Origin of the sequence: Pseudomonas sp. 2024-210 (assembly GCF_045062345.1) — a bacterium.
In the GTDB taxonomy this organism is placed as follows: domain Bacteria; phylum Pseudomonadota; class Gammaproteobacteria; order Pseudomonadales; family Pseudomonadaceae; genus Aquipseudomonas.
The window spans coordinates 1-16539 of the sequence record NZ_JBJGEJ010000002.1 but is presented as its reverse complement, the minus strand read 5'-3'; the positions used below and the strand labels follow the sequence as shown (position 1 = coordinate 16539).

12 protein-coding genes, 1 tRNA gene, 2 rRNA genes and 1 pseudogene are annotated in these 16539 nt (G+C 55.4%); 2 read left to right on the top strand and 14 right to left on the bottom strand.

Going from position 1 to position 16539, the window contains the following annotated elements:
- Positions 1–478: 478 nt before the first annotated feature.
- From ACI7MX_RS02710 to gabD, 3 genes are all read right to left on the bottom strand, one after another.
- Positions 479–1705 carry an HDOD domain-containing protein gene (locus ACI7MX_RS02710; protein ID WP_405584654.1) on the bottom strand — a complete coding sequence of 409 codons (1227 nt, stop codon included), beginning with the start codon at positions 1703–1705 and terminating at the stop codon, positions 479–481.
- Positions 1706–1850: 145 nt separating this feature from the next.
- A complete protein-coding gene (gabT, locus tag ACI7MX_RS02705; protein WP_314491703.1) occupies positions 1851–3134 on the bottom strand; it encodes a 4-aminobutyrate--2-oxoglutarate transaminase in 1284 nt (427 codons plus the stop codon).
- 175 nt (positions 3135–3309) lie between these two features.
- Positions 3310–4752, bottom strand: a complete 1443-nt coding sequence (gene gabD, locus ACI7MX_RS02700) for an NADP-dependent succinate-semialdehyde dehydrogenase (protein WP_122785370.1) — start codon at positions 4750–4752, stop codon at positions 3310–3312.
- Positions 4753–5099: 347 nt separating this feature from the next.
- Here gabD and ACI7MX_RS02695 point away from each other — a divergent pair.
- A tRNA-Arg gene (locus ACI7MX_RS02695) sits at positions 5100–5176 on the top strand.
- Positions 5177–5434: 258 nt separating this feature from the next.
- On the opposite strand, the gene ACI7MX_RS02690 is transcribed toward ACI7MX_RS02695, so the two are convergent.
- From ACI7MX_RS02690 to ACI7MX_RS02660, 7 genes are all read right to left on the bottom strand, one after another.
- Positions 5435–6919, bottom strand: a complete 1485-nt coding sequence (locus ACI7MX_RS02690; protein WP_405584650.1) for a YdgA family protein — start codon at positions 6917–6919, stop codon at positions 5435–5437.
- A 278-nt stretch (positions 6920–7197) separates the two neighbouring features.
- Entirely contained in the window at positions 7198–8658 is a 1461-nt protein-coding gene (locus ACI7MX_RS02685; RefSeq protein ID WP_314491696.1) for an efflux transporter outer membrane subunit, read from the bottom strand.
- Positions 8655–9557 carry an HlyD family secretion protein gene (locus tag ACI7MX_RS02680; RefSeq protein ID WP_314491694.1) on the bottom strand — a complete coding sequence of 301 codons (903 nt, stop codon included), beginning with the start codon at positions 9555–9557 and terminating at the stop codon, positions 8655–8657. Before ACI7MX_RS02680 ends, ACI7MX_RS02685 begins: the two co-directional genes overlap by 4 nt.
- The gene (locus ACI7MX_RS02675) at positions 9554–9763 is read right to left on the bottom strand and encodes a DUF1656 domain-containing protein (protein WP_314491691.1); all 210 of its coding nucleotides are present in this window, start codon (positions 9761–9763) and stop codon (positions 9554–9556) included. Before ACI7MX_RS02675 ends, ACI7MX_RS02680 begins: the two co-directional genes overlap by 4 nt.
- Complete coding sequence (locus ACI7MX_RS02670; protein ID WP_314491688.1) at positions 9760–11850, bottom strand: FUSC family protein; 2091 nt, start codon at positions 11848–11850, stop codon at positions 9760–9762. The genes ACI7MX_RS02675 and ACI7MX_RS02670 overlap by 4 nt, the downstream gene beginning before the upstream one ends.
- Positions 11847–12278 (bottom strand): MarR family transcriptional regulator, encoded by a 432-nt coding sequence (locus ACI7MX_RS02665; protein WP_314491686.1) that lies wholly within the window; start codon positions 12276–12278, stop codon positions 11847–11849. The genes ACI7MX_RS02670 and ACI7MX_RS02665 overlap by 4 nt, the downstream gene beginning before the upstream one ends.
- A gap of 109 nt (positions 12279–12387) precedes the next feature.
- Positions 12388–12633: a DUF2789 domain-containing protein gene (locus ACI7MX_RS02660; RefSeq protein WP_405584645.1), complete on the bottom strand. Its 246-nt coding sequence runs from the start codon at positions 12631–12633 to the stop codon at positions 12388–12390.
- 613 nt (positions 12634–13246) lie between these two features.
- Here ACI7MX_RS02660 and ACI7MX_RS02655 point away from each other — a divergent pair.
- A complete protein-coding gene (locus ACI7MX_RS02655; protein ID WP_314491680.1) occupies positions 13247–13945 on the top strand; it encodes a GntR family transcriptional regulator in 699 nt (232 codons plus the stop codon).
- 53 nt (positions 13946–13998) lie between these two features.
- Here the strand turns inward: ACI7MX_RS02655 and ACI7MX_RS02650 are convergent, their stop codons facing one another.
- From ACI7MX_RS02650 to rrf (ACI7MX_RS02635), 4 genes and pseudogenes are all read right to left on the bottom strand, one after another.
- A complete protein-coding gene (locus ACI7MX_RS02650) occupies positions 13999–14784 on the bottom strand; it encodes a methyl-accepting chemotaxis protein (RefSeq protein ID WP_405585333.1) in 786 nt (261 codons plus the stop codon).
- Between the two features lie 72 nt (positions 14785–14856).
- A pseudogene (locus ACI7MX_RS02645) lies at positions 14857–15879 on the bottom strand (cache domain-containing protein); the annotation flags it as partial.
- 324 nt (positions 15880–16203) lie between these two features.
- A 5S ribosomal RNA gene (rrf, locus tag ACI7MX_RS02640) occupies positions 16204–16319 on the bottom strand.
- A gap of 105 nt (positions 16320–16424) precedes the next feature.
- Positions 16425–16539, bottom strand: a 5S ribosomal RNA gene (gene rrf / locus ACI7MX_RS02635).

Here is a 16539-nt window from a genome sequence, read left to right as displayed (position 1 = left end):
GAGTGATCTTGAAGCCGCGTGCGGTCAGTCCCCTCTCCCTCTGAGAGAGGGCGCTGGTTTGGAGTGATCTTGAAGCCGCGCGCGGTCAGTCCCCTCTCCCTCTGGGAGAGGGCGCTGGTTTGGAGTGATCTTGAAGCCGCGTGCGGTCAGTCCTCTCTCCCTCTGAGAGAGGGCGCTGGTTTGGAGTGATCTTGAAGCCGCGTGCGGTCAGTCCCCTCTCCCTCTGGGAGAGGGCGCTGGTTTGGAGTGATCTTGAAGCCGCGTGCGGTCAGTCCCCTCTCCCTCTGGGAGAGGGCGCTGGTTTGGAGTGATCTTGAAGCCGCGTGCGGTCAGTCCTCTCTCCCTCTGAGAGAGGGCGCTGGTTTGGAGTGATCTTGAAGCCGCGCGCGGTCAGTCCCCTCTCCCTCTGGGAGAGGGCGCTGGTTTGGAGTGATCTTGAAGCCGCGTGCGGTCAGTCCCCTCTCCCTCTGGGAGAGGGTTAGGGTGAGGGGCTCTGCTTTTTGACCAACCGTGCCAACTCTAACGGCCCGACTTTCAACAGTCGGGCCGTTTTGCTTTCCGCGAGTGACTCAATCCCATCGGCAGACGCCAGATTGGCTACTTGAGCGGCTAAATTCATGACCAGCGCCTCGCGGGAATACACACCACCGCCCAAGTGATAAATCGCTGCGATCAATTCCCGCAACTCCAACGGCAAGCGCCAGCGAGTGCGCAATGCGGAACCATAGGCGGCACCAAATTCAGCCACAGACGCGTCAATCACCTGAGTGTCCAGCTCGCCACCGGCCAACTGCCATTCCTGTAGACAGCGCAACACCGCCAAATCACCGATACGGTGCAGCAGCCCGGCGTAGTAACAACGTGCTTTGTCCAGATTCAGGAGGCCTGCCAAGGTTCGGCCAGACTCGGCTGTGCGCAGTGACACATCCCACTGCTGCTGCGCGCAGTCAGCCAGGCAAGGGTCCGTCAGGTAGGCGCTTTGCTTTAGCGCCAGCCCTTGTATCAGGTTCACGCTTTGCGTAGCGCCCAATCCTTGCAAGGCCTGCCCAAGCGTCTGCGCCGGAATGGCACGGTGTTTGGCGGCGCTATTAACCGCCGCAATCAATACCGCACTGATTTGCGGATCGGTATGTGCGTACTGTTCAAGTAACCCGAGGTCCAGGCCGACAGGCCCCACACTTTGCTTGACGACCGCGTGCACAGCCACAGACAGCGGGGCGCCATCGCACAACGTTCGTTGCTGCGCCAAAAAGCCCTTGAGCGTCATGCCCGGGGACAGGGCGGGCACATCACACGAGACCGCTTGCCCGGCACTCAGCAACAAGGTTTGCAGGCGTCGGGTCAAACCACTCATGTCCAGCGGTTTGGTCAGGTAGGCCGTCGGTGCCAAGGGTAAGGCTTCGCGCACGCTGGCGCTGTCACTGCGCTCACTCAGTAAAATAAAAGGCTGTGGAGGACTGTGACGCAGTTGGCGAACCGTGCGCAGCAAATCCAGCCCGCCAATGCCCGGTAGTTTGCCGTCAGCTATGACCAGATCATAAGTTTTTTGCTTGACCAGTATCAGTGCTTGCGGACCTTCCTGGCACACGTCCAGCTGCGCATCGCAGCGCACACTCAACACCACCTGTTTAAGCAAATCGCGAGTCCAAGGATCTGGCTCGGCAATCAGTACGCTCGGTACTGCCCGTGAATCTACAGCTGTCATCCAGTTCGCTCCCGGCCTAATGTTTGCACCTTAGTCAAAGGGAGCTCGCGCAGGTAGAAAAAATACGCATATGATTCGTCCAAACCAAAAAAAACCGCCGAAGCGGTTTTTTTTGTCTAACGAGTCACAATTCAGGCATCAGGACTCACGCCAGCTCAGCGAAGCACTCTTCGATGATGGCCAGGCCTTTATCCAGTTGCTCGTCGGGCGAAGTCAACGGCACCAGCACACGCAGGACGTTGCCATAAGGGCCGCACGACAGCAGGATCAAACCTTTCTCACGCGCTTTAGCGACAATTTGTGACACGGCTGCGGCGTTCGGCTTGTGAGAATCACCGCCTTCAAACAGCTCGACTGCGATCATCGCGCCCAATGCACGCACATCACCGATAACCGGGTACTTGGCCTGAATAGCTTTAAGACCTGTGACCAAGCGTTCGCCAACCGCTTTGCAGCGATCCAGCAGATGCTCTTCTTCAAATACCTCAAGCACGGCCAACGCAGCGGCGCAGGCAATCGGGCTACCGGCATACGTGCCACCCAGACCGCCCGGAGCGATGGCGTCCATCAGCTCTGCCTTGCCGCACACACCGGCCAGCGGGAAGCCACCCGCGATAGATTTAGCGAAAGTGGTCAGGTCGGCGGTAACGCCCATCTGCTCCATGGCGAAGAATGTGCCCGTACGGCCAGCACCTGTTTGCACTTCGTCAGCAATCAGCAGGATGCCGTGCTTGTCACACAACTCGCGCAAGCGGGCCATGAACGCTTTCGGTGCCACGTAGAAACCACCTTCGCCCTGCACAGGCTCGATGATGATGGCAGCGATGTCTTTAGGCTCGGCGTCGTTTTTGAAAATACGCTCGATGCTGGCGATCGAATCGTCAACGCTGATGCCGTGTAGCTCACACGGGTACAGCGCGCGGAAGATACCGCCGGGCATCAGCCCCATGCCTGCCGAGTACGGCACGACTTTGCCGGTCAGGCCCAGGGTCATCATGGTGCGACCGTGGTAAGCGCCGGTAAAGGCAATCACTCCTGCGCGGCCAGTGGCAGCACGGGCAATTTTCACGGCATTTTCTACCGCTTCCGAACCCGTGGTCACCAGCAGCGTTTTCTTGTCGAAATTGCCCGGCACTTTTGCGTTTATTTTTTCGCACAGTTCAACGTACGGCTCGTAAGCCAGAACCTGAAAGCACGTGTGGGTCAACTTGGTCAGTTGCTCTTGCACGGCCGCGATGATCTTCGGGTGCAAGTGACCGGTGTTCAGTACGGCAATACCGCCCGCAAAGTCGATGAACTCACGACCTTCAACGTCAGTTACCGTAGCGTTCTTCGCCGACTCGGCGAAGATCGGGTGAATTTGGCCAACACCGCGTGGTACAGCAGCTTCACGGCGTTTCATCAGAGATGCGTTGGTCTTGTTGCTCATGATGTCCTCATTCGCCGCGTATCACGCGGCGTGGTTCAAGTCTGACGCGCCTAAGTCACAACCTTGCCAGCATTCGATGATCGACTGGCATGGCGCACCCGGCCACAAAAGTTAACGATTTGAAGCACAGAGGGGGCATCGCTCTCGTGCCCCTTCTGCTGAACCACCCGCCGGATTAGATGCTCAGGCAGAGATATTTAATTTCCAGATAGTCTTCGATGCCGTACTTGGAGCCTTCACGGCCCAGGCCCGACGCCTTGATACCCCCGAACGGTGCGACTTCATTGGAGATCAAGCCGGTGTTGACACCCACCATCCCGTATTCAAGCGCTTCGGCTACACGGAACACACGGCTCATGTCGCGTGCATAGAAGTAGGAGGCCAGACCGAACTCGGTGTCGTTGGCCATCGCGATCACTTCAGCTTCGTCAGTGAAGCGGAACAGCGGCGCCAGCGGGCCAAAGGTTTCTTCCTTCGCGACTGCGGCGTTTTTCGGCACATTGATCAGAATGGTTGGCTCAAAGAAACTGCCTTCCAGGCTGTTGCCGCCAGTCAACACGGTCGCACCTTTACTCACGGCGTCAGCGATATGCTCTTTGACTTTGGCCACAGCCTTGTCATCAATCAGCGGACCTGTGGTGGTGCCTTCTTCAAGACCGTTACCGATCTTCAATTTAGCCACAGCCACTTTCAGCTTCTCAGCGAACGCGTCATATACACCGTCTTGAATGTACAGACGGTTGGCGCATACGCAGGTCTGACCGTTGTTGCGGTACTTGGAAATGATCGCGCCTTCGACGGCCTTATCCAGGTCAGCGTCGTCAAACACAATAAACGGCGCGTTGCCGCCCAGTTCCAGCGAAACCTTCTTGATATCCTTGGCGCATTCAGCCATCAGCTGGCGACCGATTTCGGTCGAGCCGGTGAAGGACAATTTACGCACGATCGGGTTGCTGGTCAGCTCGCCGCCGATGTCGCCGGCGCTGCCGGTCACAACACTCAATACACCTTTTGGGATACCGGCACGGTGCGCCAGCTCAACCAGTGCCAGTGCCGAGAACGGCGTTTGTGAAGCCGGCTTGATCACCATGGTGCAGCCTGCAGCCAATGCGGGCCCGGCTTTGCGTGTGATCATGGCGGCGGGGAAATTCCACGGTGTGATAGCCGCGGTAACGCCGATCGGTTGCTTGATCACGATCAGGCGCTTGTCGGGCTGGTGGCCCGGGATCACGTCGCCGTAAATGCGCTTGGCTTCTTCAGCGAACCACTCGATAAACGAGGCCGCGTACACGATTTCGCCTTTGGCTTCGGCCAGCGGTTTGCCTTGTTCAAGCGTCATCAGGCGGCCAAGATCGTCCTGGTTCTCGATCAGCAGCTCAAACCAGCGACGCAGCTTGGTCGCACGCTCTTTGGCGGTCAGTGCACGCCAGGCAGGCAGCGCATTGTCTGCGGCTTCGATGGCGCGACGGGTTTCAGCGGCACCCATTTTTGGCACCGTACCGATAATTTCACCGGTCGCAGGATTATTGACCTTGATCGTCTGACCACCGTCCGCGTCTACCCAGGCACCATCGATGTAGGCTTGCTGGCGGAACAACTGTGCGTCTTTAAGCTGCATGTGGGCTTTCCTTAACAGCACCGCGCGGGCGCGGGGCGAAGTATTGAGAGAGGAAGGCGCCGTAGAAGGCTGCCGTCAGGAAGTCATTCACTTACCAAAGTATCTGGAAAACGCACAGGACGTTAGGCGTTCGGCTCAGCACTCAGACAAGATCGTTTGAAATCTCAAACGAATCCTAGGGACAATGGGGGTAAAGGACAATAGCCTGTTCGAAAAAAAGAACAACCGAGGGCTTTATACCGGTTTGTCGCTTGTCGCTATTAATAGCCTATAACGCGCAAGGACACACCCGACGAATCAGCGGCATGGACGGGCGACACGCAGATGAGTATCATGGCGCCCGCGTCGCACCAGTAGCTCAGCTGGATAGAGTACTGCCCTCCGAAGGCAGGGGTCGTGGGTTCGAATCCCGCCTGGTGCACCATTCTTCCTCCCTTGCCCAAGGGACTCGCGTCAAAACACCCTGATCTGCACCACGCCTTACCTGGCAACGCTTGTCTGTGGCCAGTCGAAAACGACTGCATCGACATCTCTGGGCCACCTATGCCTGCCCCCTGCGTGGAAGTAAGCCCACCTAAGCCAGCGGTTTGAAAGATTTATCGAGTTGACGTCGATCGCAGCCTTCGTACGTCGTCAGCGACTACAAGCCTTCAGACCTGTAGCCGCTGGCATGCACCGCGAATTACTCCTGAATGTTCATGCCACCAAAACGGTTCATCATGGCGGCGATAAACGCCTCAAGGCTCATTTTCTGACCATTCAAATCCACTTGGCCTGCGGCATAGTTGAGTGAGGCAAGGATGTTGGCCCCCTCCACTTTTGCCAGCCCGCTCTGAACAGCAAGGACACCCGCCGTTTCACTGTTCAGTTGCGCCATTTCGGCAATGGTTTGTGGGTCGGTTTGCCCGTCCAGCTGCGCTTGCACACCCGACAAATCCGCAATCATCGGTTTGGACAATTGCAGCTTGGCATCCAGCGATGTCACCAGCTGTTTAACAAGTTCAATAGGCGGCTGTTCGAGCGTGGCCGGCTTGGCCAGGCTCACCGCAACATTGAACTGGCTTTCGCCATTAGCCGTTTTAAACGTCAGGTTTTCCAGCGCCAATTGAGGTTTGGCCGCCAACATTTTTTCAATGTCGGCTTGCATCTGTATTTGTTCAGCCGGGGTCAACTGCGCCACGGGTAATGTGCCATCGGCGTGCGGCTGGAACTTGGTTTGGTAGATCTGCAAGAGCGATTGCATGGCCGGAATATCCACACTACTGGCCGTCATGACCATTTTCGCGCTGCCTACGGGTTTGCCGTCCAGTGTGATGTCACCGATGTTGTAAGCCAGACGCCCGGACAACAGGGTGTCATTGGCAGACGCCGAGCCCGCGTATTCAAAGTTTTTGATCTTGGCCACCGATTGGCGTTCACCAAAGGTCAATTGGCCCTCGCTCAGCTCCAGAATATTTTGCCCAAGATAGAAGCCATAAGGACTTTTATTCAGGTCGCTGGCCAGGGTCAGCCCATTGAGCTCAACCAGTACAGGCGGTCTATCTGCTGAAACGGCATGGACTTTGAGATGGTCCATGTAGCCTTTTGCTTTAATGTTTTGCCCATCGGCATCGGATTGGGCGTCCATGGTCATACCCGAAAAACTGAGGCTGGAGCGCTCATCCAGCGCCAGCTCAAGGGGCAGCATCTCTGTATGGGCGTCAACCGAGCGGTTGTAGCCCAGTGTGACCTGGCCCTTAAGCGGAGACTGATCTTTGGCAGCGGTAAACCATTTTTCAGTGGATGGTGTTTTTTCCAGCGCATAGTTGCTGGTCGCCATCACTGGCATCCATTTGAACGTCTTGATGCGAGACCACGGCAACGGACCGTGCTCAATGTGGTCGACAAACTGCATGATCAGCGGCTGCGCATCTGCGCCCGCGGATTCGTCCTGGATGTTCACACGGTACTGCGCGGTGCTGCTGTATAACCCGCGATCAATGGAAACCAATTCGACAGTGGCGCGGGTCGCGGTGCCTTTGAGCTGCGTGGCAAGCGCTTGATTACCCTGCTCAATCGAAGTCTTGAGCACGCCTTCAAGTTTGGAGCCGGTGTACCAAGCGCCAGCCGTGTTAAGGGCTCCTGCGACGACAACAATGCCTACCAGTACGCCTAATGGTTTATTCATCAATTGACCCGTTCAATGTCCGTTGTGTTGAAAGATGTTCGGTCTTGTTGGGCCCCTCATGGGCCAAAAAGTGACTGCAGGTTACCACTGCAAAGAACGTTTCAACGATGACAGCTGCTTCACCTGGTGTATGCAAGGCAGCCCCCGACTCATGGAAGTGAAGGGTCAAACTCAGAAGGGTGGCGCTTCAGGCGTACACCAGGTCGCTCAAATCACGAGCACATAAGTCTATTCCTACAGAATTTAGAGAAATGTCTGAACCGACACACTGAAACAACTCACGGCTTCGCTTGAGTCACAGTTGACTGTGGGTCCTGTGGCTTTTGCGCTGACTCCCATCCGCCTCCAAGCGCCAAAAACAGATCAATCTGGCTCATGGCGACTTGGGTATTGGCCGCTGCCAGTTGAGCTTTCACGTCGGTGTAGGTGCGGGTGGCTTGCAGGTCGGCGAGAAACGACTCGCGCCCGGCTTGATAGAACTGACGGGTTTGTTCGGCCGCTGTTCTCGCTGACTCATCCGCTTCAGCCAGCGCATCTCGGCGCTGCAGCAAGGCGGTGTACTGAACGAGGCTGGTCTGGGTTTCGCGGATAGCGTTAAGCACCACACCGTCAAATTTGGCCAGTGCACCTTGAGTGGCTGCTTCTGCCTCTCGAATCCGCGCCCGCGAACCGTTGGTAGGAATGGTCCAGCTTAGCAACGGGCCGAATCCCCAGCGATTGGTCGGTGCGGTACCTAGATTGTCGATAATCCCGACGGTGCCTATGCTCGCACCAATGCTGATGTCTGGGTACAGGGAGCCTGTTGCCACGCCAATCTGGGCAGTGGCTGCGGCAAGATGGCGCTCAGCCTGACGCACATCGGGGCGGCGTTTGAGCAGTGCTGCGCCGTCACCCACGGGCAGTAACTGAGCGATGTGCGGCAATTCGGCACAAGAGGCCACGCCAGCAGGAAGTTGATCGAGCGGCTTGGCCAAAAGCATTGATAAGCGGAACAGGCCCGACTGACGCATGGCTTGATAACGCGGCAGTTCAGCACGCAGGGATCTGAATTGAGTTTCTGAGCGGGTTACTTGGGTCTCGTCTCCGCGGCCCGCGTCACGCAGGCGCTGAGTCAGGGTTGTGCTTTGTGACTGAAGACGTAATGACTCTTCAGCAATTTCACGCTCTTCGTTGGCCGAACACACTTGTGTATACGCCCGCACAACATCGGCCACCACGGTGATGCGTGCCGTGTCCGCTGCTGCCTGAGTGGCATCGGCATTGGCTTGAGCGGCTTCTATACCGCGCTGAAACGTACCCCACAGATCGAACTGGTAGGAGGTGCTGATGCCCAGATCGCCTACGTTGGCCACGGGCACTTTGTCTGCCTGCAAGAAGGCTTCACCCGACTCCTGCAAGCGTTGCGCACCGGCCTTCACGGAGCCACTCCAGCCGCCGGCCGACTGAGCCTGCTCAACCTGAGCCCGCGCGCGCAATAAGTTGGCTGCGGCCACGCGTAAATCGGTGTTGGAGGCCATGGCCTCGCGCACTAACGCGTTCAGCTTCGGGTCTTGGTAGAGTTTCCACCAGTCGTCCGGCACGGGGGCGGACACCACATTGGCGCCCTCCCCCGCCAGCTCGCCCTGCAAGTCCGGACGCTGCATGGCCGAGTCTTTGGGCAGGTGATAATCCGGCCCGAGTAATTGGCAACCTGACAGCAGTAACCCCAGGCTTACGGCCGCAAGGTGTACAGCTTTCATTGCGCAGCCTCCTGCGCAGGCTTGGCGTCGGGAGCGTCATCGATGATCGACACGGTGGCCGTACGCCCGGCAATCATGCGGAAATCTTCAGGCACATCATCAAAGGCGATACGCACAGGGATCCGTTGCGCGAGCCGTACCCAGCTGAAAGCAGGGTTAACGTTGGGCAGTAAATTTTGGCCGCTGGTACGGTCGCGGTCTTCGATGCCAGCCACAATGCTTTCGACATGGCCGCGCAGGCGAGCATTGTCGCCCATCACACGAATATCAACGCGCTGGCCGACATGGATGCCTTCAAGCTTGGTTTCTTCAAAGTAACCATCAATATGAAACGAGCTGCTGTCGACGATCGACAGCACAGGGCGCCCGGCTGTAACGAACTCATTGAGCCGAGGGGCGCGGTCATTGACGTAGCCATCAACCGGGCTGCGCACCACTGTGCGTTCAAGGTTGAGTTTGGCACTGTCCACTGCAACCTGAGCCTCGGTCAGTGCCGCCTGTGCTCGCATTTCTCGGGACTGGCTCTCTTCAAGACTTTCGCGGGACACCAGATTGCCCAGGCCGCGGTTACGTCGGCTTTCCCGCTGCGCCTGCGCCAGTGTTTCCTTGCGGTCAGCCTCGGTCGCTTCTGCTTGACGCAAGGCCAACTTGAAGCGCTCCTGATCGATGACAAACAACACTTGATCGCGGATCACGGGCTGGTTGTCGCGTACATCCACCTGTTTGATCAGGCCTGACACATCGGGCGCAATTTGCACCACGTCAGCACGGATATGACCGTCGCGGGTCCAGGGGGCAAACATGTAATACATTGTCATGCGCCAGACCACGACGCAGGCAAACGTGACCACCAATAAGGTGAGAACGACGCGGCCCAAGGTCAATACAGGTTTTTTCATGTCATTAGGTATCGACTGAACGAATCTACAACGCCGAGTAGCAGAGCGTAGAGACCGACGTTGAATAAAGCCCGGTGCCAGACCAAGCGGTAAAAGTGCACACGCGTGAGTACTGCGTGAACCCCCAAAAACAGCAAATACGTGATGCCCATCAGCACCAGAAGCGTGGGTAGAAACACGCCGCTGATATCAACCTCACCGATCATAGCGGCGCTCCATCAAGGCCAGGGTTGTGGGGCTGGGGCAGGCTGTCGTCGTCGACGATGAACTCGACGCCCGGCAAGAGCGCCAGACGCAGCCCACTCAGCGCATGAAGCAAGTGCACGCGTGCGTCACCTTCGTCGTGCAGGTCATGAATATTTAGTGCCCGACGGGTACGCTCCAGCGTCAATTGCAGGCCAGCGGGCATCGACAGCCGTTCGCCGGCCTTGAGGCAAGCACTGAAATATTCGCCTACTTCATGTACCACTTGGCCCAACAAGCGTTGCGCCTCGCCCCTGACCCGTGGTGAATAGGCCAGCAAATCCAACACATTGAGTGCCACCCTCAGGTCACGCAGAGCACTGCCCGTGTCTTGGCCTGTCAAGGCCAGTCGTGGCAGGTGCTGCATAAGGCGATCAAGCATTTGCGCGCCCATGTGCCGGTGCTCGGCCAGAGTCGCAGGCCGGGTCAGCAAGACGATATCGCGCCAACTGAAGCGGGTCAGGCGCTTAGCGGCCAATTCGGCACCAAACGGGCGAGCAATCAACGTCCAGATGAAAGCGAACAACAAACCAATGGGCCCAGCCAGGTTGGCGTTCATAAACATCAGAAAGTCAGCATCGTAGGCGCCCTGAATGCTGATAAACGACGCCGTATTGACAATGGTCAGCAGGGTGCCCAAATAGAAACGTGGTTGTACGGTCAGTGTACCGACACAGATGAACGGCACCGCAAACGCCAGCACCAGCATGGGGAAATCATGCAGGTTGGGCAGGATGACGAACAAATAAAGACTGGCGAATACGACCGACAACGAGGTCCAGAAAAAGAACCGGTAAATCTGGGGTGCAGGGTCGTCCATCGCAGCAAAAAAACTACAGGCAACGGCGGCCAGAATGACGGCGCTGGCTCCATCGGACCAGCCGAGCAATATCCACAACACCGAGGCAACCACAATCGCGGTCACCGTTGAAAAGGCTGAATAGAGCATCAGGCCACGGTCTAGAAACGGTGTCAGACGGCCTAGCCGCCAATGTCGGTAAACCGCTCGCCAAGGCGCCTGACTGCCCGTGGCGATCGCATGCTGAAGGCTGCGGCAGTCTTGCCATAAATCGATCCACTCACCCAGCCGATAAAGCACGTTGGAGAACACCAACTGACGTCGATCATCCAAGGCTTCAGCACTGGGCTGCAGCAGCTCCAGCTCATGACGCAAGGCCTTCCAGGCTGAGATCGGGGCACTATCATGCGTGCTTTCAAGCCAATCACGGGTTTTAGCCAACAGAGGCTGGACTCTATCCTGTTGTTCAGGGGTACGACGCTCCAATGCATACAAGGCATCATCCAGTGCGTCGACCACCGGCAATAAATGGATCATGCGTCCGCGCAGTTCTTTGGTGTGGCGCACGGTCTGCGGCAAAGCGCCTTCGTGGGGTAGTTGGCCAATCATCAACTCTAGACTGTTGAAGGTTGCCACCATGGAGGAGCGCAGACCGCTGGCTTTGGCGGGATCTACATCGCGAGCCAGGAAATGTTTTGTGTAGTTGGCGGCGTCGTTCAGCCAGCGAGCAGCAGCATCGACAAACACAGGTGCCAGACGCCGCGGCCAAAACATGCTGCCGACAACGGCAGCACACACAATGCCGAGCATAATCTCTTCGGTCCGCGAAACGGCGATATCGAATACATTCAGTGGGTTATCCACAATCGGCAAAGCGATCATGGGCATGGTGTAACCCGCGAGCATAAAAATATAGCTGTTAGCCGTGCGCAGATGCAGCGACAAGAACAGCAAAATGCCCGTCCAGAGCGCGATCACCAGTACCAGCAGAAAGGGGGTTTGTACAAATAATGGAACAAAAAATACGGCGGCCGCAGCGCCAATCAGGGTCCCCAACGCCCGGTAGACCGCTTTAGAGCTGGTCGGCCCGACAAATGGGCTGGAGACAATGTAAACCGTCGCCATGGCCCAGTACGGGCGCGGCATTTCCATCCATAAAGCGATATACAGCGCGATCATTGACGCGGCAAAAGTACGCACACCGTAAAACCAGTCACGAGCGGGCGGTAAACTGCTGAAAAAACCGTTCAAGATGAGGCTCGATCAGGCAATTGACCTGACGCCTCGAAAGCTTTGATAACGCGTAATGCAGCTTCTTGATCCGCCACAGAGACTCCAGCCAACGCCATGCGCCGCAATTCTACGAGTTGCGCTTCAATCGCCTGCGCCACTGCACGACCGGTGTCGGTCAGGCTCAGGGATTTAGCTCGGCGGTCGCTGGCGTCTTCATTGCGCACGACATAGCCGGCCCTGCACAACTGGTCGAGCAGGCGCACCAGTGAAGGGCTTTCCATGCCGGCCGCCTGGGCCACAGTGACTTGGCGCACGCCCTCACCCAAGCGGCCGATGAGCAACAGCGGCATCGCACAGGCTTCGGAAATCCCGTAATTAACCAGCGTGGTCTGGCAGACGCGACGCCAATGGCGCGTCGCAACTACCATACCGGCGCTGATATTCATTTGAAGCAGATCAAGAGTGTCAGGCAAGAGGCATCACATAATGTTAGTTTGCTAACTATTAATACTGCGGTGACAAATGCTAACAGTCAAGTGATGCAAGGTATTTCTGTTACTCAATTTTGGGTTTGACGTGCAAACGCTCATTGAGCTCATCGACGGGGATCGCCCACTCGGCATCTGCCTTGAGCTGCTCCTTCAAAAAAGCCCGTTGACTGTCGCTCCAAAACTCAGCTTCTGACAATTTAACGTCGTCAGGGATTCGATATGCCCCGATAAACGCCTCGATTTCAGCATCGGATGACGGCAGGCCAAGTTGGTCGAACAGAAGGTTGATGCTAGGGATTGGCTCTTGCATGGGAGGGTCTCCAGTCAGGTGGGACGCAGTCAGCGCCGGTGCAGGTCAAATATAGTCGAGCCTGCGTATCATCGACTGTAATGTCCTGCGCTTTGTTCCAACGGGCCGGAATCGAACTGAAATCATCGGGCTGCACGCTGCTGCTAATCAGCCAGACGCGCTTTGTTTGCGCGGGTAAATCTGCCAGATGATCAATGTAGATTCTGGCTGCATCTGCGTTCACCAATGTGCCAAAACCGTAATCGTTTGGCCGCCCTGACGCCCCGTCCGCTATAGGCGGCGTGTACAGCATGGGCTGGCGTATCAGTGTGCCCAACACACCGGTAGACAAATGAAGGTCGCGAAGCGGTGTGATGGTTACATCGTTACGCCTGAATACACCCATTCCTCACCTGTTCTGTGGCATTGCTGACTGGGCACATTGGCCTTTCACGATTAAAAATCGATAGGGCCTGACTAACCCTTTCATCGAAAAAGAACATGACCTTATAAGACCGTTGTACGTGCGGTGACGTTAAACTAATCGTAACAAGGTTTGACAGGGATGGGGTCAGTACCTAACGTGGATTGGATCCAAAAAGCATGTCCAAATCTCGGCATAGGTAGTCTTAACATGGCCGTCAAAATCTCCCCGCTCAATTGCCTCGACGTTTCAGGCCCCATACCGGCTCATTTGGCACGATCGACTATTGAGGAGAGCTTACGCACCGCTATTCTTGATGGCCGACTTCCCTGCGGTACGGCTATTCGGCAAGAGGCGCTGGCAACACTATTTGGCGTCAGTCGGATGCCGGTCAGAGAAGCATTGCGACAATTGGAGGCTCAAGGTTTGTTGCACGTCGTTCAGTACAAAGGGGCAGTGGTTGCCCCTTTGATTGAAGATGATTCATTGCAAACTTATGAGCTGCGTTTATTGCTTGAGGCTCAAGCCCTTCGACTATCGGTACCCCTGCTCACCGTGGAAGATTTGGAGGCGGCAGAGGGCTGTATAGAGGCGCTGGAAGTCGAAACTGATTTCGGAAAAATCGGCTTGCTCAATCGACAGTTTCATCAGGCCCTCTACTGCAAAGCCCCCAATAAGAAACTGTTGATTCTCGTAGAAGCCGGTCTTACTGAAGAAGAGCGCTTTCTACGCTTTAACCTGGAACAAATGAATCTGGGAAAATTGGCTCAGGACGATCACAGGGCGTTGCTACGGCATGCCCGAGACAGAAATGTTGAGATGTGTATTGCAGAGTTGGAACAGCATCTGCAACGCGGAGTCAGCGCCATTACCCAGTATCTGGAAAGCCAGAAACCAAAACAGCCCTGACGTTTAAAACGCCAAGGCTGTGGATAAGTATTTAATTGCTGCGTGAAATAACGTTAGATTTTGAAGCTGTCGACTAATTGTTTGAGCCGGCTTGCTTGCTGTGATAAAGCATCGCAGTCCTTCAAGGTATCAGTGAGATTGACCACACCTTGCTGGTTAAGCAGATTGATCTGGTTGATATCGACGTTAAGGGTTTCGACAACCGCCGTTTGCTCTTCAGTCGCTGCTGCGACTGACTGGTTCATTCCATCAATTTCTTCGATGCGCTTGGTTACACTGACCAAACGTGCACCGGCTTGATTGGCCACCTCAACACTTTCTTCACTGGAAACCTGACTCGCGTTCATGGTGCTGACGGCTTCGCGAGAACCCACTTGCAGCGAGGTAATCATCTTATGAATTTCCTCTGCCGACTCTTGAGTGCGGTGAGCCAGATTGCGGACTTCATCCGCAACCACAGCAAAGCCACGTCCCGCTTCACCAGCACGTGCGGCCTCAATGGCGGCGTTTAGAGCCAGCAGGTTAGTTTGCTGAGAGATACCCTTAATCACATCCAAAATATGGCCAATATTGTCGGTACTGGCATTCAAATTTTCGATTTGCGCACACGACAAGCTGATTTTCTGCGACAACGCGGACATCGCTAGAATGGTCTGCTCGACTACTTTACGGCCATCATCTGCCTGCTCGCTTGCTCCACTGGCATGCTGTGAAGCATCGGCTGCGTTACGGGCAATTTCCTGAGTGGCGGCACCCAGTTCGTTGATGGCGGCAGCAACACTATTGGTACGTGCGCTTTGCTCATCGGAGCCAATGATTGAAGCATTGGACGATGCCATAACGCGCTCGGATAAATCATGAACTTGGCGAGTTGCAGAAGACACTTCTGAAATGGATGCGTGAATACGCTCCACAAACAGGTTGAACGAGCCCGCCATCTCGCCGAACTCATCCTTGTGCTCAATCACCAAACGCCGCGTCAGATCGCCCTCACCTTGGGCGATGTCTTGCATGGCACGGCCCATCGTAACCAATGGGCGCATCAACACCTTAATCAACAGACTCAAAAGCAGTGCAATGACAGCTACCGCGATTAACATGGCGATTAAGGCCGAAGTACGAAATTCGGATAGCGGCAAGTAGGCTTTGTTTTTATCCAGGGATTGGCCGATATACCAATCGGCAGACGGCAAACCTGTCACAGGCGTGAAGGAAATAATCCGCTCATGGCCATTGAGCGTCACTTGCTGAATACCTTTCTCGATCATCAGAGTGTTGGACGGGTATATATCCTTCAGGTTTCTCATGACCTGATTTTCTTCCGGGCTAACGATGACCTGACCATCACCGCTTACAAGAAACGCGTAGCCCAAGCCGCCTGAATCCACCGAGTTAATAATTTTGACCAAGCTATCCAGGCTCAGATCTCCCCCAACCACACCCAGTAACTGGCCATCTTTATTGACGGGCATGGCAATCGTCACAATCAAACCGCCTACAGCAGCCATATAAGGCGCTGTCAGCATGGCCTTACCGCTAAGCACCCCGTCCTTGTACCAAGGGCGCTGACGAGGGTCATATCCGTCCGGCATTTTGGCGTCTGGGCGTTGGGTAAACACACCATTGACCTGACCGACGTAAGTGAATTGAAAGTTCGAAGTCAGCGCGGGCTGGTCGACCAACCCTGCAAGATCCGCTTGGCTGCCTTGATGGGCGATGTTTTGTGCCAGGTTTTCGAGTAACAAGATTCGCCCGGCCAGCCAGTTCTGAACACTGCTAGCCGTCAGGTTGCCTGCCTGTTGCACAGACTTTTCAATATTCTGAGTAATGGTTTTTCGCTGAAGATAGTCGTTGTATAACGTGAAAAACGCGAACGCCAGAACCACGACTCCTGAAGCGGCCAGAAGGATTTTATGGCTGAACTTTAGATTCATTTCATGGGACTTCTTTTGCCGAAAGGGGGGGATGCGTGAGGCAAGACAGCAGAAAGGGCTCTGTTCCCGATTCACACATTGCTCAAATAGGCTGTCGGCATCCATTGCAGAAAAATGAGCGGATTGTCTCGGCTATTTGTAACCATGTACTCAACCGCTATTTCTGAAGCGCGTTGATAAACCGCTACGTTAGACGTACGGCCGTATACCTGATGGTTGATGTCGTTTCAGAAGAGGTGAATACAAGAAAGGAAGTTGGAGATTTTCGTCTCGCAAAAAACAAAACCCCTGTCTGCGTGAGCAGACAGGGGTTTTGGAATTCAATCTTGACGATGACCTACTCTCACATGGGGAAACCCCACACTACCATCGGCGATGCATCGTTTCACTGCTGAGTTCGGGATGGGATCAGGTGGTTCCAATGCTCTATGGTCGTCAAGAAATTCTGTATCAGATCCGTTATAAAAACGTCTCTGCGAAAACTTGGTACTTCTATAAAAACAAAAACCCTGTCTGCGTAAGCAGACAGGGTTTTTGGAATTTAATCTTGACGATGACCTACTCTCACATGGGGAAACCCCACACTACCATCGGCGATGCATCGTTTCACTACTGAGTTCGGGATGGGATCAGGTGGTTCCAATGCTCTATGGTCGTCAA